This is a genomic window from Mycobacterium hainanense, assembly GCF_041890355.1.
Taxonomy (GTDB): Bacteria; Actinomycetota; Actinomycetes; order Mycobacteriales; family Mycobacteriaceae; genus Mycobacterium; species Mycobacterium hainanense.
Window position 1 is genome coordinate 5,167,455 of record NZ_CP169059.1, and the last position, 19,224, is coordinate 5,186,678.

Below are 19,224 nucleotides of genomic sequence, written 5' to 3' on the forward strand. Positions count from 1 at the left end.
TCACCACAGCGCGGACACCAGCTCGGCCACGGCGCGCATCCCGGCAGCGTTCGGGTGCAACGGCGCCGCCCGGCCAGGCAGCGGCACACCGGGTCTCGTGGTCCACGGGTCGCCAGACCATGCGTGATGCTCGCGACCGGCCGCGGCGGCCCCGACGATCTCGCAGCCAATCGCCATCGCCGCATCGGCCGTGAGTCGTTCCAGCGTCGCGGCCACGTGGCGGCCGAGATCGGCATCGGCTTGCAAAAGCGGGGCTGCCGGCGTGCCCGCGGGCGGCAGGACGGTCAGGTAGTCGACGAAGAGGACCCGCGCCCGCGGTGCGCGCTCGCGCACCGCGCGACCGACCGCGCACAACGATTCGAACACCGCGTCGAGCGCGGAGATCCGCGCATCGCGGTCCAGCAGCTCGGCAATGCGAGCGCCCAGCAGTGGCAGCCGGCGGACGGGGCGCGGGACCGAGGCGGCCATCAGCAGCGGAATGTAGCCGACGTCGTTGCCGCCGATGGTGATGGTTACCAGGCTTTCCGAGCCGTTCAGGGCGGTGATCTGGGGCGGAGCGCCGCGCTGGCGATCGGCCAGCACGTGGGCGGTGGTCGCGCCGGAAAACGTGACGTCTACCAGATCCAGGCCGCATCGGTGCGCGACCAGGTGCGGATAGTTGCGCGCCGACCGACCCGAGCCCCAGGGAGCGCCCGCGGCGCGGGGCCGGATGCCCGGGCCCGCGGCCATCGAACTGCCAAGCGCCACATACCGTTTCATCGCTGAGGGCTGGACGCCTGCGCCCAGAAGCGCTTGGGAATCCGCCCCGCACGGCGGGCCAGATGGCCCGCGGTGACGGCGGCGGCCATCGCCGCCGCCATCGTCGCTGGATCGGCGGCCCGGGTCACCGCGGTGGCCAAAAGCACCGCGTCGCAACCCAACTCCATCGCCAGCGCGGCGTCGCTCGCGGTGCCGATGCCAGCGTCGAGCACCACCGGAACGCCGGCCCGTGCCACGATCATTTCGATGTTGTGCGGGTTGGTGATGCCCAGGCCGGTGCCGATCGGCGACCCCAGCGGCATGACCGCCGCGCAGCCGGCGTCCTCGAGCCGACGGGCCAACACCGGGTCGTCGTTCGTGTAGGGCAGCACGACGAACCCCTCGTCGACCAATTGCTCGGCCGCCCGGACCAATTCGACCGCGTCCGGCAGCAGCGTGCGCTCGTCGGCGATCACCTCCAGCTTGACCCAATTGGTGTTCAACGCCTCGCGGGCCAGCTGGGCGGTGAGCACCGCCTCCGCGGCGCTGCGGCAGCCCGCGGTGTTGGGCAGCGGCGTGATGCCGAGCCGGTTGAGCAGGTCGAGCAGGCCGGTCCCACCCTCCGCGTCGACCCGCCGCATCGCGACGGTGGTCAGCTCGGTGCCCGACGCGACCAGCGCCTCCTCAAGGGCGGCCAGGCTGGTCGCTCCCCCGGTGCCCATGATGAGCCGCGAGGCGAAGCTGCGATCGCCGATGGTGAGCTTGGTGTCAGCCACCCTGCACCGCCGTCAGCACCTCGAGCCGATCACCGTCGGAAAGCGTTGCGGTCCAACGGGATCGGGGTAGCACGGCGTCGTCCATCGCCACCGCGACGCCCCGGTCCGGGTAGCCGAGTGTCTTCAGCAGGGCGGCCACCGTGGTCTGCTCGTCGACCTCGACCTTTTGCTCGTTGACCACGACGATCATGACCGCGCTCCCACCGGGGCCAGTTCGGACACGATCTGTTCCGCGGTCCACGGCGCCAGCAGGAAGCCCGACCGGCCGTGGCCGACGGCCACCAATGTTCGGTCGTCCAGGCGGTGCACCAGGGGCAGGTTGTCGGGCGTCATCGGGCGCAGCCCGGCGGCGCACTCGGCCAATTCGTATTCGCCGAGCGCCGGTAACACCGCGCAGGCGTCGTCGAGCAGGTCCCGCACCCCCGACACCACCGGGGCGGTGTCGCGGCCGTGTTCGTACTGGGTGGCGCCGACCACCACGCCGTCGGCGCGCGGAACCAGGTACACCTGGCGCCCGTGGACGCGGGCCCGGATGACGCGCTGCGGCACCGGCATACACCCGCGCCGCCAGCGCAGCCGCAGCACCTCGCCCTTGACCGGGCGGACCGGCAGGCCCGGGCACAGCGCGGGCGCGTCGATGCCGTTGGCGATCACCACCGCGTCGCCGTCGATCGACAGGTCGCGCGCCGGCGGCGCCCAGCGCACCCCGAGGCGCTCGCACTCCGCGGACAGGCCGTCCAGCACCGCGCGGTTGTCCACGGCCAGCTCGGTGGGTGCCCGAAATCCGTGCCGGATCCCCTGCGCCAGCAGCGGTTCCAGCTCGCGCGCGGCCGACTCCCAGACCACCGGGTGCCCCTGCGCGGACAGCCAGTCGGCGACGGTGCGCAGATCGGCGACGTCGGCCCGGTCGACCGCCACCACCAGCGACTCGCGGGCGGTCACCACCTGCGGCGGCAGCCCGTCGAGGAAGCCGCCCTCGCGCCACAGCCGCAGCGACTCGAGGCCGAGCCGCAGCAGCCGCTCCTCACCGGGCCAGCCTTCGCTGTGCGGGGCCAGCATGCCGCCGGCGACCCACGACGCACCCTTCTCGGCGGTGCGATGCACCCGCACCGACCACCCGGCCTGCGCCGCGCGGCGCGCCACGGCCAAGCCGATGACGCCGCCGCCGATGACGGCCAGCGACCCGAGCTCCGATGTCATCCGGTCCATCCCGGGGCCTCCCTTCGCCGGCATGACCCGGATCAGGTGTGACGGTAAGGGCGGCGCGCCCACTCTCAGACCCCGTTCCCGGGACTCCCGTGTCTGCAAGTTCTTCGGCCTCCACGCTAGCGCGCTAGCGTCGCGGTGTGCATCAGCGAGTTACCCGCCTGGCGGCCGCGCGGCTATATCTGTGCACCGACGCGCGCCGCGAGCGCGGCGATTTGGCCCAGTTCGCCGACGCCGCCCTGGCCGGCGGAGTCGACATCATCCAGCTGCGCGACAAGGGATCGCCAGGTGAGCAGCGGTTCGGGCCCCTGGAGGCGCGCGACGAGCTGGCCGCCTGCGAGATCCTGGCCGACGCCGCCCGCCGCCACGGCGCGCTGTTCGCGGTCAACGACCGGGCCGACATCGCCCGCGCGGCCGGCGCCGACGTGCTGCACCTCGGGCAGGGCGACCTGCCGCTGGGCGTGGCCCGGGAATTCGTCGGTCCGGACACGCTGCTCGGCCTGTCCAGCCACGACACCGACCAGGCCAAGGACGCCGCCGAGGGCGAGGCTGATTACTTCTGCGTCGGCCCGTGCTGGCCCACCCCGACCAAGCCGGGCCGGCAGGCCCCGGGCCTGGAGCTGGTGCGGGCGGCGGCCCAGTTCGGCGGGGACAAGCCCTGGTTCGCGATCGGCGGCATCGACGAACAGCGGCTGCCCGAGGTGCTCGCCGCCGGCGCCCGGCGCATCGTGGTGGTCCGGGCGATCACCGCGGCCCCCGACCCGCGCGCCGCGGCGCAGCGGCTCAGCTCAGCGCTTGCAGCAGCGAGTTGATGCGGGGATGAAGCGGCGCCTCATCGGCGTCCCCCGGCATGCACCAGACGAAGACGCCGTCCTCGATTTCGATCGTGCGCGGCAGGTGACGCCGTCGTTCGTCGCCCTGCCCCAGCGGCACCAGCGCTGTGGCGGTGCGCAGCCGTTGCCAGCTCGCCGCGAAGCCGGGATGCAGCGGCAGCTCGGCGACCTCGTCCTCGGCGACCCAGCGCATCTCGGCGCTCTCCCGGTTGGGCACGGTGTGCAGCTGCTCTGCGGCGTCGGCGACGACCGTGGTGTAGGTCCAGCGCGCGCCGCCGAGCCCGGCGACCTCGGCGGTGACCACCGTCGACCGCACGGTCACCAGCTCCCCCGGCAGGCCGGCCTCCTCGTGCGCCTCGCGGACGGCGGTCTCCTCCGGCGTCTCGTGGCTGTCGCGCGCCCCGCCGGGCAGGCCCCAGGTCCCGCCCTGGTGGCTCCACACCGCGCGGTGCTGCAGCAGCACCGCCGGGGTGCCGTCCGGAAGCGGGGCCCGCAGCAGCAGACCCGCCGCGCCGTATCGGCCCCAATAGTGAGCGCCGCTGTCGGAAACCACCCAGCCGTCACCGTCGCCCTGCACGCGTTCAGGATATGCACGTGATCGGCTGGTCAATTGGTCTACCTCCACCCATCCGCCGCAACATTCTCTTAGAATTCGCTTATAGAGTTTCGTGCAGCGTTCCAGTGGTCGCGAAAGATGAGGGCTGATTCGACGTGACGGTTGAGCTGGCGCACCCCTCGACGGAACCGCAGGGGTCGCGGTCGCCGGCGGAACCAGCCCACCCGCGCTGGTGGTTCATCTCCACCACACCCGGCCGCATCCTGAGCATCGGAATCGTGCTGGCCGTGCTCGGCGGCATCTGCGCCTTCGCCACCTCGACCACCATCAACCACCGGCAGCAGGTGCTGACCACGGTGCTCAATCACACCGAGCCGCTGTCATTCGCCGCCGGACGGCTCTACACCACCCTCTCGGTGGCCGACGCCGCGGCGGCCACCGCGTTCATCGCGGAGGCCGAGCCGCCGCCCGTCCGGCAGCGCTACGAGCAGGCCATCACCGACGCGGCGGTGGCGGTCACCCGGGCGTCCAGCGGGCTCACCGACGAACCGCTGGTGCAGCTGCTGGGCCGGATCAACGCGGAGCTGGCCGTCTACACCGGCCTGATCGAAATCGCCCGCACCAACAACCGGGAGGGCAACCCGGTCGGGTCGTCGTACCTGTCGGAGGCCTCGGGGCTGATGCAGTCGACGATCCTGCCCGACGCGGCGCAGCTGTATCAGGCGACGTCGGAGCGGGTGGACGCGGAAACCACCGCGTCCACGCAGATCCCGGCGCCGGTCATCCTGGTGGTCACCGCCACCGCGGTCTTCGGCGTCTTCTCCCATCGGTGGCTGGCCCGGCGCACCCGGCGCCGGATCAACCCCGGGCTGGTCGTGGGCGGCCTCGCTATTCTCGTCATGGTGGTATGGGTCGGAACCGCGCTGACGATTTCCACGGCCGCCAGCCGTAGCGCCAAGAACACCGCAGCGGACTCGCTGCGGATCGTGACCAACGTCGCGATCACCGCCCAGCAGGCGCGCGCCGACGAGACGCTGTCGCTGATCCGCCGTGGGGACGAGGAGAAGCGCAAGCAGTCGTTCTATCAGCGCATCGACTCCATGCACTCCCAGCTCGACCAGTACATGCTCCGCAGCGACGCCGTCGACAAACCTGACCTGGAGGGCGCCGACCAGCTGCTGCTGCGCTGGCGGCAGGCCAACGACCGGATCACCTCCTACATCTCGGTGGGCAACTACCGGGCGGCCACGCAGGTGGCCCTCGGCAGCAGCGAGGACGACTCCACCCCGGCGTTCGACAAGCTCGAGGACCAGTTGGTCAAGGCCATCGACCAGAGCCGCAACCACCTGCGCAACGACGTCCTGAGCGCGCGCAGCGGGCTGTCCGGCGCCCAGGTTGGCGGCGTCGTGCTCAGCCTCGGCGCCGCCATCGCGGTGGCGCTGGGCCTGTGGCCCCGGCTGAGGGAGTATCGATGACGACGCGGCCGGGCCGGTTGCGGCGGGCGGGCGCCGTGCTCGCCGCCGTGGCCGCGGTTGCGGGCTGCTCGCACACGGAATCGCTGACGGTGGCCAACGTGCCGACGCTGCCGCCGCCCACCCCGGTCGGCATGCAACAGTTGCCGCCGGAGCCGCCGCTGCCGGCCGACGACGTTAGCCAGAGCTGCGACCTGACGGCGAGCCTGCGGCCCTTCCCCACCAAGGCCGAGGCGGACGCCGCGGTCGCCGACATCCGCGCGCGCGGCCGGCTGATCGTCGGGCTCGACATCGGCAGCAACCTGTTCAGCTTCCGCGACCCGATCACCGGCGAGATCACCGGTTTCGACGTCGACATCGCCGGGGAGATCGCCCGCGACATCTTCGGCGCCCCGTCGCACGTCGAATACCGCATCCTGTCGTCCGACGAGCGCGTCACGGCCCTGCAGCACTCGGAGGTCGACGTGGTGGTCAAGACCATGACCATCACGTGTGAACGGCGCAAGGAGGTCAACTTCTCGACCGTCTACCTCGACGCCAACCAGCGCATCCTGGCCCCGCGGGACTCGACCATCGCCAAGGTGAGCGACCTGTCCGGCAAGCGCGTCTGCGTGGCCAAGGGGACGACGTCGCTGCACCGGATCCGCCAGATCGACCCGCCGCCCGTCGTGGTGTCGGTGGTCAACTGGGCCGACTGCCTGGTGGCCATGCAGCAGCGCGAGATCGACGCCGTGTCCACCGACGACTCGATCCTGGCCGGGCTGGTCGAGGAGGACCCCTACCTGCACATCGTCGGGCCCAACATGGCCACTCAGCCCTACGGCATCGGGGTCAACCTCACCAACACCGGGCTGGTTCGGTTCGTCAACGGCACCCTGGAGCGGATCCGCCGGGACGGCACGTGGAACACGTTGTACCGCAAGTGGTTGACGGTGTTGGGGCCCGCGCCCGCCCCGCCCACGCCGAGGTATCTGGACTGATGGCCGAGTCGGAGAAGATCGAGCAGCCCGAAACCGCTGCCGACGAGAGCCCGGGCACCCAACCGCCGGACACCCAGGGCGGTGGCCCGACGACGGGGCGCATCCAGGCCACCCAGGCGCTGTTCCGGCCCGACTTCGACGATGACGACGACGACTTTCCGCACATCTCCCTGGGCACGCTGGACAGTGAACCGCAGGTGAGCGCGGGGACGCGGGTGCTGCCACCGGTCAGGCACCTCGGTGGCGGCCTGGTCGAGATTCCGCGGGTGCGCGACATCGACCCGCTCGAGGCACTGATGACCAACCCGGTGGTGCCGGAGAGCAAGCGATTCTGCTGGAACTGTGGGAAACCGGTCGGCCGGTCCGGCGGGGAGGGCAAGGGCCAATCGGAGGGCTGGTGCCCCGCCTGCGGCAGCGCGTATTCGTTTCTGCCACAGCTGAATCCGGGTGACATCGTCGCCAACCAATACGAGGTGAAGGGCTGCATCGCGCACGGCGGCCTGGGTTGGGTGTACCTGGCGGTCGACCACAACGTCAACGACCGCCCGGTGGTGCTCAAAGGCTTGGTGCACTCCGGCGACGCCGAGGCGCAGGCGATCGCGATGGCCGAGCGGCAGTTCCTCGCCGAGGTGGTTCACCCGCAGATCGTGCAGATCTTCAACTTCGTCGAGCACAAGGACCGCAGCGGCAACCCGGTCGGCTACATCGTCATGGAGTACATCGGCGGGCAGCCGCTCAAGCACGGCAAGGATAAGAAGCTGCCCGTCGCCGAGGCCATCGCCTACCTGCTGGAGATCCTGCCGGCGCTGACCTATCTGCACTCGATCGGCTTGGTGTACAACGACCTCAAGCCGGAGAACATCATGCTGACCGAGGAGCAGCTGAAGCTGATCGACCTGGGCGCGGTGTCGCGGGTCAACTCGTTCGGCTACCTCTACGGGACGCCGGGCTTCCAGGCGCCGGAGATCGTGCGGACCGGCCCGACAGTCGCGACCGACATCTACACCGTGGGGCGCACCCTCGCGGCGCTGACGGTGAACCTGCCCACCCGTAACGGCCGCTACGTCGACGGCCTGCCCGAAGACGATCCGGTGCTGTTGACCTACGACTCGTACCGCCGGTTGCTGCGCCGCGCCACCGACCCCGACCCGCGGCGCCGGTTCTCCAGCACCGAGGAGCTGTCCGCCCAGCTGATGGGCGTGCTGCGGGAGGTCGTCGCCCAGGACACCGGCGTGCCGCGGCCAGGGCTCTCGACCATCTTCAGCCCGAGCCGCTCGACGTTCGGGGTGGACCTGCTGGTCGCGCACACCGATGTCTACCTCGACGGCCAGGTCCACTCGGAGCGGCTGACGGCCCGCGAGATCGTCACGGCGCTGCAGGTGCCGCTGGTGGATCCGGCCGACGTCGCGGCGCCCGTGCTGCAGGCGACGGTGCTCTCGCAGCCGGTGCAGACCCTGGACTCGTTGCGCGCGGCCCGCCACGGCACGCTGGACGCCGACGGCGTCGAGGTGTCCGAGTCGACCGAGTTGCCGCTGATGGAGGTTCGCGCGCTGCTGGACCTGGGCGACGTGGCCAAGGCCACCCGGAAGCTGGACGACCTGGCCCAGCGGGTGGGCTGGCAGTGGCGGCTGGTCTGGTACAAGGCCGTCGCGGAGCTGCTCACCGGCGACTACGCTTCCGCCACAACGCATTTCACCGAGGTTCTGGACACCTTTCCCGGCGAGCTGGCACCCAAACTGGCGTTGGCCGCCACCGCCGAGCTGGCCGGCAATGTCGACGAGCAGAAGTACTACCAGACGGTGTGGAAGACCAACGACGGCGTGATCTCGGCGGCCTTCGGGTTGGCCAGATGGTTGTCGGCCGAGGGCGATCGTGCCGGCGCGGTGCGCACGCTGGACGAGGTGCCGCCCACCTCAAGGCATTTCACCACCGCGCGGCTGACGAGCGCGGTGACCCTGCTGTCCGGGCGGTCGAAGAGCGAGATCACCGAGGAGGACATCCGCGACGCCGCCCGGCGCGTGGAGGCGCTGCCGCCGACCGAGCCGCGGGTGCTGCAGATTCGCGCGCTGGTGCTGGGCTGCGCGATGGACTGGCTGGAGGACAACAAGGCCAGCACCAATCACATCCTGGGCTTCCCGTTCACCGAGCACGGGCTGCGGCTGGGCGTCGAGGCCGCGCTGCGCAACCTGGCCCGGGTCGCGCCCACCCAACGCCACCGCTACGCGCTGGTGGACATGGCGAACAGGGTGCGGCCGACGAGCACGTTCTAGGTTGCGCCCCGCCCGCTTCGCTCTTTCGCCCGCTGCGCCCTTTCGCCCGCTGCGCCCTTTCGCCCGCTTCGCGTGTGCGTCCAGGGCGGCGACACGCCGACAAAGGCCACCACCAGCTCACGCGCGATGCCGAGGATTCACTGCCGATTTCGTCATCGCCGCCCGCACCCGGCGGACGATGCTTGCGGGGCGGTCCTCGGCGACGACGCGTACGACGATCCACCCCATCCGTTCCAGCATTTCGGTCCGGCGAAGGTCTTTGATGTACTGCCGCCGGTCGGTGCGGTGTTGGTCGCCGTCGTATTCGACGGCGACCATCGACTCCTCCCAGCCCAAATCCAGGAAGGCGAACGGGATCCCGTCGTCGCCCAGCACCGGTATCTGGGTCCGCGGCCGCGGCAGGCCCGCGTCGATCAGGAGCAGCCGCAGGTAGGTCTCCCTGGGCGATTGGGCACCCGGGTCGACCAACTCCAGCGCGGCTTCCAGCCGCCGCAGGCCGGGTGAGCCGGGATGGCAGCGCGCGACGCTCAGCACGTCGTCAACCTTGAAACCCGTCGCCCGGGCCAGCGCGTCCAGCCGCGCCACGGCCGAGCGCACGGCTCCACGCCGGCCGATGTCGAAGGCGGTGCGCTCGGGCGTGCTCACCGGATAGCCGCCGATCATCTGCGTCTCGCCGTCCAGCAGGGCGCCGCGCCGCGTCAGCACGCCGGGCGGCGGGCGACCGTTGGTGTGCGCCAGCTCGACGGGCACATCGTCGGGAATCCATTCGGCGCCATGCAATCTGGCGGCTGCCGCCCCGACCACCGTGCCTCGGCGCCCCGACCACAGCCAGGCCGCCCGGATGCGCTGCTCCAGCGAGAGACGGGCGTCATTCGATACGTAGACGTTCGGAAAGACGGCGCAATAACGCGCCCGCAGTTCGTGGCGGCTCAGCGCGCGTGACCGCAGGGCCTCGCTGCCGATGAAGGGTTGTTCCATGCCGGGCAGGTTCGCACCGCGCCGGCGGGCGGCGTGTGCGGCCATCCACAGGGAAAACATAGGTCCGTGCCGCAGAGTTGACGCATGCCTGGGCAGTCCACCGCATGGGTCACCACGGCCCGCGCGCTGCGCCGGGCCGGGTTCGGGGTGACCGGACCCGAGGTGGACGCCGCGCTGAGCGGCGACTGGCCCACGTATGTCGACGCCATGCTGGCCGCGGATCCCGAGGCCGACCCGGGAGCGATCGCCAGCCCGATGCCGACGTTGCCGCCGCCCCGACCGCCCGGAAAAGGCGCCGCGCCCGCGGCCCGCAAGCAATACAACCAGGACCTCTCCGATCAGCAGCGCGCGCTCTCCGACTGGTGGCTGCGCCGCATGATCAGTGTGCGGCAGCCGCTCGGGGAGAAGCTGACCCTGTTGTGGCACAACCACTTTGCCACCTCCGCGCAGAAGGTCCGGGTCGCGGCGTACATGGCCGCACAGAACCAGAAGCTGCGCACCCTGTCGCTGGGCGATTTCCGCACCCTGGCTTACGCGATGCTGACCGACGCCGCGACGCTGCGCTGGCTGGACGGGCAGGCCAGCACCGCCAAGGCGCCGAATGAGAACCTCGCGCGGGAGTTCATGGAGCTGTTCGCACTGGGCCACGGCAACGGCTACACGGAGGACGACGTGCGCAACGGTGCCCGGGCGCTGACGGGGTGGGTGATCGGCGCCGACGGTGGCACGTCACTGGCGCCCAAACGCCATGACGGCGCGGCGAAGACGCTGTTCGGGCAGACCCGCGACTTCGACGCCGCCGGGTTCTGCGATGTCGTGCTGGCGCAACCGAAGTCGGCGGAGTACGTCGCGGCGCGGCTGTGGCGACAGCTGGCCTCCGACGATCCGCCGTCGCGCGCCGCGCTCGACAGGCTGGTCTCCGCGTACGGCCCGGGCCGGAACCTGCGCGCGCTGACCCGGGCCATCCTCACTGACGACGAGTTCGTCCGCGGGCGGGCCACCGTCGTCAACCCGCCGGTCGAATGGCTCGTCGGCGTCATGCGCGCGCTGCGGGTGCCGCTCGACCCGTCCACCCGAAAGGTCGCCGACGCGACGTTGCACGCGCTCGGGCAGCGGCCGTTCTACCCGCCGAGCGTCGGCGGCTGGCCGCGGGGCCAGGTGTGGCTGTCCACCGCCAGCGCCGAGGCGCGGCTGCGGGCCGCCGGCCGGCTCGCGCAGGCCGGTGACCTGTCCGGCGTCGAGAGCGCCGCCGTCGGCGACCGCATCGACGCGGTCGGCTACCTGATCGGCGTCGGCGACTGGTCGGACCGGAGCGCCGACGCGCTGCAGCCCCTGGTGCGCAACCCGCCGCAACTGGTCGCGGCCGCGGTCAACACCCCCGAATACCTGACGTCTTAGCGAGAACACGATGCCCGAGATGAACCGTCGCAGATTCCTGGTCGCCAGCGCGGGTGTGGGCGCGGCCGGCCTGTTGTCGACGGCGGTGGCGGTCAGCTGGCCCGACCTGATGCGCGCGGCGCAGGATCGGCCGCTGGCCGACGGCGCGGGCGTGCTGGTGCTGATCACGCTCTACGGCGGCAACGACGGGATCAACACCTTGATCCCCTACGCGGACAACGCCTATCACGACGCCCGTCCCGAATTGGCCTACGCCCCGGGCGACGTCCTGCACCTCGACGAGGCCCTGGGCCTCAACCCCGCGCTGAAGGGCCTGGCACAGTTGTGGGGGCACCGCCAACTCGCCATCGTGCGTGGCGTCGGCTATCCGCGGCCCGACCACAGCCACTTCCGGTCCATGGACATCTGGCAGACGGCGTCGCCCGCCGAGCCGGTGCCGACGGGCTGGATCGGTCGCTGGCTCGACGCCACCGGTGACGACCCGCTGCGGGCGGTCAACATCGGACCGGTGCTTCCGCCACTCGCTGTGGGTGAAAAACACACGGCCGCAGCGCTTTCCATGGCTCCAGAGCCGATGGGGCAGGGCCTCGACACGCTGATGGGCGCGTTGGGCGCCGACGACCCCGACGACACCCCCGCGATGGCCGCGGTGTGCAAAGCCTACCGGGCCGCCCGCACCACCGCGCACACCTTCGAAACGGTGAAAGCCGCCGTAAGCCAACGCAACTCCCTGTCCGCTCAGCTGCACCTGGTGGCCGAGGCGGTGCGGGCCCGCGTGCCGACGCGGGTGTACACGGCGCAGTTGGGCGGTTTCGACACGCACGCCGGGGAGCGGGGCACCCAGCAGCGCCTGCTTGCGGCGTTCGACGAGGCGGTGGCCTCGTTCCTGCAGCAGGTCGCGGGCCGTAACGTCGTCGTCGTGGCGTACTCGGAGTTCGGGCGTCGGGTGCGCGCCAACGCGTCGCAGGGCACCGATCACGGGACGGCCGGTCCGGTCTTCGTCGCGGGCGCGCCCGTTCGGGGCGGCTTCTATGGCGACGAACCCAGCCTGACCGACCTCGACAACGGGGACTTGAAGTACACCACCGACTTTCGCGATGTGTACCACGAGCTCCTCGCGGGGACGGTCGGGACGGATCCCGCGCCGTCGGTGGGCGCCGGACGCAAGAGCCTTGGCTTCCTAACCGCTTAGCGCGCTGACACAGTCGCGGGCGATGGCCAATTCCTCGTTGGTCGGGATCACCAGCACGGCGATCGGCGATTCCTCGGCGGAGATCTGCCGGGCGCCCTTGCCGCCGACCAGGTTACGGCGCTCGTCGAGCACGATGCCCAACTCCCGCAGGCCGGCCACCGCGTCGCGGCGCACGGCAGCGTCGTTCTCCCCGATGCCGGCGGTGAAGCTGATGACGTCGGTGTGCCCCAGCACCGCCAGGTAGGCCCCGATGTATTTGCGCAACCGGTGGGTGAACACGTCGTAGGCCAATTGCGCTGCGGCGTCGCCGGATTCGATCATGGTGCGCAGCCGCCGGAAGTCGCGCTCCCCCGACAGCCCGACCACCCCGGACCGCTGGTTCAGCATGGACTCGACCTCCTCGACGCCCATCTTCGCGGTGTGGCAGAGGTAGCTGACGATGCTGGGGTCGATGTCGCCGCTGCGGGTTCCCATCACCAAGCCCTCCAGCGGCGTCAGGCCCATCGACGTGTCGAGGGGCCTGCCGCCGGCGATCGCCGAGGCCGAGCAGCCGTTACCCAGGTGCAGCACAATCTGTTTCAGACCATCCAGCGGTCGATCCAGGAAGGCGGCGGCCTGCTGGCTCACATAGCGGTGTGATGTGCCGTGGAACCCGTAACGGCGGATCTTCCAGTGTCGGGCCAAGTCGCGGTCGACGGCATATGTCGCGGCCGCGGGCGGCAGGTCGTGAAAGAACGCCGTGTCGAAGATCGCGATGTGCGGGATGTCGGGCAGCAGCTTACGCGCCACCTCGATTCCCTTGATCGCGGGCGGGTTGTGCAGGGGCGCCAGTTCCGACAATTCGTCGAGCTTGCGGACCACCGCGTCGTCCACCGGGGTCGGCTTGTAGAAGGTGTTGCCGCCGTGCACCACTCGATGACCCACCGCCACCAGACCGCAGTCGCCTAGGTCGATGCCCTGCTCCGAGAGCGCGTCGAACGCTTGGCGCAGGGCAGCGTCGTGGTCGCGAACCGGTGACGACTCCTCCCCGATCCGCTCGACGTTGCCGGTCGCGCGGGCCACACCCGAGTCCGGGTCCACCAATTGGTATTTCAGCGACGACGAGCCAGAGTTGATCACCAGCACGGCCCGCTTCGCGCTAGCCACGGACGTCCTGCGCCTGGATCGCCGTGATGGCAACGGTGTTCACGATGTCCTCGACCAGCGCCCCGCGGGACAGGTCGTTCACCGGCTTGCGCAAACCCTGCAGCACCGGCCCGATGGCGATCGCCCCGGCGCTGCGCTGCACGGCCTTATAGGTGTTGTTGCCGGTGTTCAGGTCGGGGAACACCAGCACGGTGGCGCGGCCGGCCACCGGCGAGCCGCGCAGCTTGGTGGCCGCGACGGACGGTTCGATCGCGGCGTCGTATTGAATGGGGCCCTCGACCGGTAGCCGCGGCGCCCGCTTCCGCACCAATTCCGTTGCGGCCCTGACCTTGTCGACGTCGGCCCCGGTGCCGGATTCACCAGTCGAGTACGACAGCATCGCCACCCGCGGCTCGATGCCGAACTGGGCCGCGGTGCGCGCGGAGCTGATCGCGATGTCGGCCAGCTGCTCGGGCGTCGGGTTCGGGATGATCGCGCAGTCGCCGTAGGCCAGCACCCGGTCGGGCAGGCACATTAGGAAGATGCTGGACACCGTGGACACGTCGGGCACGGTCTTGATGATCTCGAAGGCCGGGCGGACGGTGTGTGCCGTGGTGTGGGCGGCGCCCGACACCATGCCGTCGACCATGCCGTTGTAGACCATCATCGTGCCGAAATACGTGGTGTCGCGCATGATCTCGCGGGCGTGCTCGGCGGTGACGCCCTTGGCCTTGCGCAGTTCGGCGTACTGGTCGGCGAACCGGAAGCGCAGGTCGCTGGTGCGCGGGTCGATCAGCTGCGCGCCGTCGAGGTCGACCCCGAGCTCCCCCGCGCGCTGCCGGATCTGCGCCTCGTCGCCCAGCACGGTGAGGTCGGCGACGCGGCGCTGCAGCACCCGGCCGGCGGATTTGATGATGCGGTCGTCGTCCCCCTCCGGTAGGACGATGTGCTTGCGGTCCGCCCGCGCCTGCAGCGTGAGCCGGTGGATGAACATCTGCGGCGTCGTCACGGTGGGGATCGGAATAGCAAGCTGCTCAAGCAGATCCGGGACGTCGACGTAGCGGTCCATCAGCTCCAGCGCGGTGTCGATCTTGCGCTGCGAATTCGCCGTGACGCGGCCGCGGGCCGCGGCGGCCGCGCTGGCGGCGTCGTAGGTGCCCAGCGTGGTGGCGACGATCGGCAGCCGCAGCCGCAGCCCGGCGACCAGGGCCGCGATGGACGGGTGCAGCTGGAAGCCGCCGTTGAGCACGATGCACGACAGCGACGGAAAGCCCTCGGCCCCATGGGCGCTCGCCACGGCCAGCACCACGTCCGACCGGTCGCCGGGGGTGATCACCGCCATGCCGTCGCTCAGGCGCTCCAGCACGTGGTCGGCGGTCATGCCGGCGACCAGGATGCCGGTGACCTCACGATCGCGCAGCGACGCCTCACCGCTGACCGGGGTTCCGCCGACCGCCTTTTCGAGTTCGGCCACCGTCGGGGCGGACAGCAGCGGCTCTTCGGGCAGCACGTAGCTGCGCGGGGTGAAGGCCTCCAGCGCCTCGGCGACCTCGTCCAGCTGAGCCGGTTCGCAGCGGTTGGCGACCACCGCGGCGGCGTGGGCGCGCTGGGTGGTCAGCTCGGCCAGGCATGCCTCCACAACGCGGGCCACCTCGTCGGGGGTGCGGCCGCGACCGCTGACGGTGAGCAGCACCGGCGCGCCGAGGTTGACGGCGATCCGGGCGTTGATCGTGAGCTCGGCCGGCCGCGCAACGTCGGTGTAGTCGCTGCCCACGATCACCACTGCGTCGCAGTCGTCGGCCATCGCGTGATAGGCGTCGACGATGGTCGCGATCGCGCCGTCGGTGTCGGCGTGCAGCTGCTGGTACGTGACGCCGACGCACTGCTCGTAGGGCACGCCCGCGGTGGTGTGGTGCAACAGCAGGTCGAGGATGTAGTCGCGGTCCTCGTGATCGCCTGAAACGCGCGTGATGGGCCGGAACACGCCGACCTTGGCGACGGTCGCGGTCAGCCGATGCAGCAGCCCGAGCGCGAGCGTCGACTTGCCGGTCTCCGGTTCGGGAGCGGCGATGTAGATGGCCGAGGGTTCAGCCAAGTCGCCGCAGCCTGGGGGCCAGGTCCTTTTCGAAGAGCTCCAGGAACCGGCGCTGGTCGTGGCCCGGTGCGTGGAACACCAGGTGGTTGAGCCCCCAGTCGACGTAGTCCTTGACCTTCGCGACGGCCTCGTCGGGGTCGGACGCGACGATCCAGCGCTTGGCGACCTGCTCGATCGGCAGGGCGTCGGCGGCTTTCTCCATCTCGATCGGGTCGTCGATGCTGTGCTTCTGCTCGGCGGTCAGCGACAGCGGGGCCCAGAACCGGGTGTTCTCCAGCGCCAGCTCGGGGTCCGGGTCGTAGGAGATCTTGATCTCGATCATCTTGTCGATCTCGTCGACGTTGCGGTCGTTGGCCGCCGCGCCCTCCTTGACCGCAGGGATCAGCTTGTCCTTGTACAGCTCCTCGCCCTTGCCCGAGGTGCAGATGAAGCCGTCGCCGGCCCGCCCGGCGTATTTGGCCACCGCCGGCCCGCCGGCGGCGACGTAGATCGGGACGCCGCCCTCGGGCACGTCGTAGATCGAGGCGCCCTTGAGGCGGTAGTACTCACCGTCGAAATCGACGCGGTCGCCGCGCCAGAGTTCGCGCATCAGGCGCACCGACTCGCGCAGCCGGGCGAACCGCTCCTTGAACTCCGGCCATTCGCCCTCGTATCCGGTGGCGATCTCGTTCAGCGCCTCGCCGGTGCCCACGCCGAGGAAGATGCGGTCGGGGTACAGGCACGCCATGGTGGCGAACGCCTGGGCGATGACGGCGGGGTTGTAGCGGAAGGTCGGGGTGAGCACCGAGGTGCCCAGCACGATCCGCTTGGTGCGTTCGCCGACGGCGGTCATCCAGGCCAGCGAGAAGGGCGCATGCCCGCCCTCGTGCCGCCACGGCTGGAAATGGTCGCTGACGGTTGCGCTGTCCATGCCGTGACCTTCGGCGGCGACAGCGAGTTCGACGAGCTCGCGCGGTGCGAATTGTTCGGCGGATGCCTTGTATCCAAGTTTCAGTTCAGCCACGGGTCATTTCTACTCCCCGAATACACTCGCGGGCATGGCGGAGCTAGTTCAGGTCACCGATCGGGTGCACCTCGCCCGGGGTGACGCGGTCAACTGGACGCTGGTCACCGACGACACCGGCGTGATGCTGATCGACGCCGGCTATCCCGGGGACCGACAGGACGTGCTCGCCTCGCTGTCCGCGCTGGGCTACGGGCCCGACGACGTGCGCGCCATCGTGCTGACGCACGCCCACATCGACCACCTGGGCACCGCGATCTGGTTCGCCGACGCGCACGGCATCCCGGTGTACTGCCATGCCGACGAGGTGGGGCACGCCAAGCGCGAGTACCTGGAGCAGGTGTCCACTATCGATGTCGCGCTGCGGATCTGGCGGCCCCGGTGGGCCAAGTGGACGGCCCATGTGGTCCGCAGCGGCGGCCTGATCCGCGACGGCATCCCGACGGCTCAGCCGCTGACCGCCGAGCTGGCCGCGAGCCTGCCCGGCCAGCCGGCGCCGGTCTTCAGTCCCGGCCACACCAACGGGCACTGCTCGTATCTGGTCGACGGGCTGCTGGTCAGCGGCGACGCCCTGATCACCGGGCACCCGCTGCTGCGCCGGAGCGGGCCGCAGCTGCTGCCGGCGATCTTCAGCTACAGCCAGCAGGACTGCATCCGCACCCTGTCCGCGCTGGCGCTGCTCGAGACCGAGGTGCTGCTGCCGGGGCACGGCGACGTGTGGCGCGGACCGATTCGGGAGGCGGCCGAGGCGGCCCTCGCGCTCGCGACGGATCGCTAGGCCGGCGTTCGAGCGCCCAAACTGTTGCGACCCACGGCCGGTTCACCGGCCGTCGGGAACCAGCCACTTCTCGAACGCGATCGGCACGAACGGGCCCCACGACGGCAGCGGGTCGGCGGGCACCCGGGTGTACCCGGTCGCGTCGTACAGCGCCTCGGCCTCGGGTTGCCGGTTGCCGGTGATCAGGTAGAGCCGCCGGTACCCCCGCGCGGCGGTCTCGGCCTCGAGGGCGGCGAGGAGGATCCGGGCGTACCCGCGGCGCCGGTACGCGCGGTCGGTCCAGATCCGCTTCAGCTCGGCCGTCTGGGCGTCGTAACGCCGGAACGCGCCGCCGGTGACGGGCACCCCGTCCAGCACGCCGATCAGCAGGCCGCCATCCGGCGGCGCCAACTCGGCCTGCGGCACCGGCAACCAGGACAGGTGCGTGCTGGGCGTGCCGCCGTAGCGCTGCGCATACTCCTCGGCCAGCTCGGCCAGCAGCGGCTGCGCCAGCGGATCGTCGTGCGTGGCCGACACGAACCGCAGCTGCTCGCCTGGGACCGACTGGGACATCACGACTTCAAACCCGCGTCGCGGTCAGGTATTCCGGGACGAACTCGCCCTCGCCCCGCGGCCGGTCGGGCAGCCCCACCGCACCCAGCACATCGGCGACGTTCCGCCGCACCGTCTGCCAGCCGGCGCCGGCCAGATACTCGGGGACGTAATGGTATTGGCCCGCGTGGGTCAGGCTGGCCAGGTCCACGTCCAGGCCGTGCCGGCGCCAGCCGTCGACGAACGACCGCTCCGCCTCCAGCTGCAGCGGGGTCCAGGTCGGCAGGTGATCGGCGGCCAGCCGGCTGTCGACCGCACTCATCGCGGTGACCCCCTGCAGCAAGCGGTCCTGCGCCGCGGGCGTCAGGTACCCGATCAGCAACTGCTCGGCGACCCACACCGAGGGGGCGGCGGCGTCGAAACCGACCCGCCGCAGCGCGGCCGGCCAATCCCACTGCAGGTCGGCGCCGACCGCGCGGCGGCTCGCCCGCAGGTCGGCGCCCAGCCCGCGCAGCACGTCGGCCTTGAGGTCGAGCACCTCGGGCCGATCGATCTCGAAAACCGTTGTGCCGGGCGGCCACCACAGCCGGTACGGCCGGGTGTCCAGCCCGGACGCCAGGATCACCACCTGGCGCAGGCCCGCGCGCCCGGACGCGGCGAGAAACTCGTCGACGAAGCGGGTGTGCGCCGCGCAGATCTTCAGGAACCTGCCACCGCCGGCGTCGTCGGCGGCGAACCGGGCGTCGTCGACCACGCGGACCAAGTGGTCGACCCCGGCGGCGCGCACCAACGGCTCGGCGAACGGGTCGTTCAGCAGCCCCGCGTTGGTGGCGACGGCCCGGGCGGCGGCGCCGAATGCCGCGCTCACCGCCACGCCCACCGTTGTCGCCATGGTCCTACGCGCGGGACCGGCGCCGCAGCATCAGCGCGACGACCGCCCGCCAGCCGAGCAACAACACCGCGGTGACCGACGCCGCCACCACGACGAAACTGGCCGCGACACCGGCGGAACTGGCCTTGCGCAACACCATGCCGACGACGACGGTGCACAGCCAGACCACCACCCCGGTCGGCGCCACCGCGGTGGGGCGCCGCCAGGCGCGGGCCGCCAGCCAGCCGACGACGGTTCCGGTGAGGAAAGGCCACGCGGTCGTGGCGACGCCGCTGATGTTGAGCCCCTCGTCGTGGCTGCGACGCCCGACGGCGCAGAAGACCAGCACGCCGATGACGTCCAGGCCCAGCCACACCAGCCGCCGCATGCCGCGAGACTACCGGGCGGGCCGGTCGTCCTTG

General features: G+C 71.1%; 19 protein-coding genes and 1 riboswitch. Of the genes, 7 read left to right on the top strand and 12 right to left on the bottom strand.

The window, feature by feature from the left end:
* The 4 genes from ACEL92_RS24355 to thiO are packed head-to-tail and all read right to left on the bottom strand — an operon-like array spanning position 1 to position 2,714.
* Positions 1 to 759 carry an SGNH/GDSL hydrolase family protein gene (locus tag ACEL92_RS24355; RefSeq protein WP_374023130.1) on the bottom strand — a complete coding sequence of 253 codons (759 nt, stop codon included), beginning with the start codon at positions 757 to 759 and terminating at the stop codon, positions 1 to 3.
* Positions 756 to 1,514, bottom strand: a complete 759-nt coding sequence (locus ACEL92_RS24360) for a thiazole synthase (protein WP_374023131.1) — start codon at positions 1,512 to 1,514, stop codon at positions 756 to 758. Before ACEL92_RS24360 ends, ACEL92_RS24355 begins: the two co-directional genes overlap by 4 nt.
* On the bottom strand, positions 1,507 to 1,704 hold the full coding sequence (gene thiS, locus ACEL92_RS24365; RefSeq protein ID WP_374023132.1) for a sulfur carrier protein ThiS: 198 nt from the start codon (positions 1,702 to 1,704) through the stop codon (positions 1,507 to 1,509). The genes ACEL92_RS24360 and thiS overlap by 8 nt, the downstream gene beginning before the upstream one ends.
* Entirely contained in the window at positions 1,701 to 2,714 is a 1,014-nt protein-coding gene (thiO, locus tag ACEL92_RS24370; protein ID WP_374026368.1) for a glycine oxidase ThiO, read from the bottom strand. The genes thiS and thiO overlap by 4 nt, the downstream gene beginning before the upstream one ends.
* 1 nt (position 2,715) lies before the next feature.
* A riboswitch (TPP riboswitch) is annotated at positions 2,716 to 2,824 on the bottom strand.
* A 36-nt stretch (positions 2,825 to 2,860) separates the two neighbouring features.
* On the opposite strand from thiO, the gene thiE reads away from it, so the two are divergent.
* Positions 2,861 to 3,532, top strand: a complete 672-nt coding sequence (thiE, locus tag ACEL92_RS24375; RefSeq protein WP_374023133.1) for a thiamine phosphate synthase — start codon at positions 2,861 to 2,863, stop codon at positions 3,530 to 3,532.
* On the opposite strand, the gene ACEL92_RS24380 is transcribed toward thiE, so the two are convergent.
* Complete coding sequence (locus ACEL92_RS24380; protein WP_374023134.1) at positions 3,504 to 4,130, bottom strand: NUDIX domain-containing protein; 627 nt, start codon at positions 4,128 to 4,130, stop codon at positions 3,504 to 3,506. The two genes, thiE and ACEL92_RS24380, sit on opposite strands and share 29 nt — an antisense overlap.
* Positions 4,131 to 4,264: 134 nt before the next feature.
* On the opposite strand from ACEL92_RS24380, the gene glnX reads away from it, so the two are divergent.
* Genes glnX through ACEL92_RS24395 form a run of 3 tightly spaced genes read left to right on the top strand, consistent with a single transcriptional unit; the run spans position 4,265 to position 8,831 of the window.
* Positions 4,265 to 5,584 carry a protein kinase G-activating protein GlnX gene (gene glnX, locus ACEL92_RS24385; RefSeq protein WP_374023135.1) on the top strand — a complete coding sequence of 440 codons (1,320 nt, stop codon included), beginning with the start codon at positions 4,265 to 4,267 and terminating at the stop codon, positions 5,582 to 5,584.
* Positions 5,581 to 6,561 carry a glutamate ABC transporter substrate-binding protein gene (locus ACEL92_RS24390; RefSeq protein WP_374023136.1) on the top strand — a complete coding sequence of 327 codons (981 nt, stop codon included), beginning with the start codon at positions 5,581 to 5,583 and terminating at the stop codon, positions 6,559 to 6,561. The genes glnX and ACEL92_RS24390 overlap by 4 nt, the downstream gene beginning before the upstream one ends.
* Positions 6,561 to 8,831, top strand: a complete 2,271-nt coding sequence (locus tag ACEL92_RS24395; RefSeq protein WP_374023138.1) for a serine/threonine-protein kinase PknG — start codon at positions 6,561 to 6,563, stop codon at positions 8,829 to 8,831. Before ACEL92_RS24390 ends, ACEL92_RS24395 begins: the two co-directional genes overlap by 1 nt.
* 117 nt (positions 8,832 to 8,948) lie before the next feature.
* On the opposite strand, the gene ACEL92_RS24400 is transcribed toward ACEL92_RS24395, so the two are convergent.
* Positions 8,949 to 9,809, bottom strand: a complete 861-nt coding sequence (locus ACEL92_RS24400; RefSeq protein WP_374026369.1) for a DUF559 domain-containing protein — start codon at positions 9,807 to 9,809, stop codon at positions 8,949 to 8,951.
* Between the two features lie 84 nt (positions 9,810 to 9,893).
* Between ACEL92_RS24400 and ACEL92_RS24405 the strand changes: the two genes are divergently transcribed.
* Together ACEL92_RS24405 and ACEL92_RS24410 are read left to right on the top strand one after the other, a co-directional pair.
* The gene (locus ACEL92_RS24405; protein WP_374023140.1) at positions 9,894 to 11,207 is read left to right on the top strand and encodes a DUF1800 domain-containing protein; all 1,314 of its coding nucleotides are present in this window, start codon (positions 9,894 to 9,896) and stop codon (positions 11,205 to 11,207) included.
* A 10-nt stretch (positions 11,208 to 11,217) separates the two neighbouring features.
* Positions 11,218 to 12,399: a DUF1501 domain-containing protein gene (locus ACEL92_RS24410; RefSeq protein ID WP_374023141.1), complete on the top strand. Its 1,182-nt coding sequence runs from the start codon at positions 11,218 to 11,220 to the stop codon at positions 12,397 to 12,399.
* On the opposite strand, the gene ACEL92_RS24415 is transcribed toward ACEL92_RS24410, so the two are convergent.
* From ACEL92_RS24415 to fgd, 3 genes are read right to left on the bottom strand one after another with little or no spacing between them, the layout of a single operon-like run.
* The gene (locus tag ACEL92_RS24415) at positions 12,388 to 13,545 is read right to left on the bottom strand and encodes an acetate kinase (protein WP_374023143.1); all 1,158 of its coding nucleotides are present in this window, start codon (positions 13,543 to 13,545) and stop codon (positions 12,388 to 12,390) included. The genes ACEL92_RS24410 and ACEL92_RS24415 overlap by 12 nt on opposite strands.
* A complete protein-coding gene (pta, locus tag ACEL92_RS24420; RefSeq protein WP_374023145.1) occupies positions 13,538 to 15,619 on the bottom strand; it encodes a phosphate acetyltransferase in 2,082 nt (693 codons plus the stop codon). The genes ACEL92_RS24415 and pta overlap by 8 nt, the downstream gene beginning before the upstream one ends.
* Positions 15,612 to 16,622 carry a glucose-6-phosphate dehydrogenase (coenzyme-F420) gene (fgd, locus tag ACEL92_RS24425; RefSeq protein WP_374023147.1) on the bottom strand — a complete coding sequence of 337 codons (1,011 nt, stop codon included), beginning with the start codon at positions 16,620 to 16,622 and terminating at the stop codon, positions 15,612 to 15,614. Before fgd ends, pta begins: the two co-directional genes overlap by 8 nt.
* A gap of 34 nt (positions 16,623 to 16,656) precedes the next feature.
* Here fgd and ACEL92_RS24430 point away from each other — a divergent pair, with 34 nt between their 5' ends.
* Entirely contained in the window at positions 16,657 to 17,400 is a 744-nt protein-coding gene (locus ACEL92_RS24430; protein WP_374023149.1) for an MBL fold metallo-hydrolase, read from the top strand.
* Between the two features lie 42 nt (positions 17,401 to 17,442).
* Here the strand turns inward: ACEL92_RS24430 and ACEL92_RS24435 are convergent, their stop codons facing one another.
* The 3 genes from ACEL92_RS24435 to ACEL92_RS24445 are packed head-to-tail and all read right to left on the bottom strand — an operon-like array spanning position 17,443 to position 19,190.
* A complete protein-coding gene (locus ACEL92_RS24435) occupies positions 17,443 to 17,952 on the bottom strand; it encodes a GNAT family N-acetyltransferase (protein ID WP_374023150.1) in 510 nt (169 codons plus the stop codon).
* A gap of 7 nt (positions 17,953 to 17,959) precedes the next feature.
* Positions 17,960 to 18,823, bottom strand: a complete 864-nt coding sequence (locus ACEL92_RS24440; RefSeq protein WP_374023152.1) for an SAM-dependent methyltransferase — start codon at positions 18,821 to 18,823, stop codon at positions 17,960 to 17,962.
* Positions 18,824 to 18,827: 4 nt separating this feature from the next.
* A complete protein-coding gene (locus tag ACEL92_RS24445) occupies positions 18,828 to 19,190 on the bottom strand; it encodes a DUF3054 domain-containing protein (protein WP_374023153.1) in 363 nt (120 codons plus the stop codon).
* Between the last annotated feature and the right edge of the window lie 34 nt (positions 19,191 to 19,224).

What these genes read in the sequence shown, in the direction of transcription:
- thiS (WP_374023132.1), bottom strand. Translation starts at nt 1,704, where the DNA reads ATGATCGTCGTGGTCAACGAGCAAAAGGTCGAGGTCGACGAGCAGACC.
- ACEL92_RS24355 (WP_374023130.1), bottom strand. Translation starts at nt 759, where the DNA reads ATGAAACGGTATGTGGCGCTTGGCAGTTCGATGGCCGCGGGCCCGGGC.
- ACEL92_RS24390 (WP_374023136.1), top strand. Translation starts at nt 5,581, where the DNA reads ATGACGACGCGGCCGGGCCGGTTGCGGCGGGCGGGCGCCGTGCTCGCC.
- ACEL92_RS24430 (WP_374023149.1), top strand. Translation starts at nt 16,657, where the DNA reads ATGGCGGAGCTAGTTCAGGTCACCGATCGGGTGCACCTCGCCCGGGGT.
- ACEL92_RS24440 (WP_374023152.1), bottom strand. Translation starts at nt 18,823, where the DNA reads ATGGCGACAACGGTGGGCGTGGCGGTGAGCGCGGCATTCGGCGCCGCC.
- ACEL92_RS24410 (WP_374023141.1), top strand. Translation starts at nt 11,218, where the DNA reads ATGCCCGAGATGAACCGTCGCAGATTCCTGGTCGCCAGCGCGGGTGTG.
- ACEL92_RS24445 (WP_374023153.1), bottom strand. Translation starts at nt 19,190, where the DNA reads ATGCGGCGGCTGGTGTGGCTGGGCCTGGACGTCATCGGCGTGCTGGTC.
- ACEL92_RS24405 (WP_374023140.1), top strand. Translation starts at nt 9,894, where the DNA reads ATGCCTGGGCAGTCCACCGCATGGGTCACCACGGCCCGCGCGCTGCGC.
- ACEL92_RS24400 (WP_374026369.1), bottom strand. Translation starts at nt 9,809, where the DNA reads ATGGAACAACCCTTCATCGGCAGCGAGGCCCTGCGGTCACGCGCGCTG.
- thiO (WP_374026368.1), bottom strand. Translation starts at nt 2,714, where the DNA reads ATGACATCGGAGCTCGGGTCGCTGGCCGTCATCGGCGGCGGCGTCATC.
- ACEL92_RS24435 (WP_374023150.1), bottom strand. Translation starts at nt 17,952, where the DNA reads ATGTCCCAGTCGGTCCCAGGCGAGCAGCTGCGGTTCGTGTCGGCCACG.
- ACEL92_RS24395 (WP_374023138.1), top strand. Translation starts at nt 6,561, where the DNA reads ATGGCCGAGTCGGAGAAGATCGAGCAGCCCGAAACCGCTGCCGACGAG.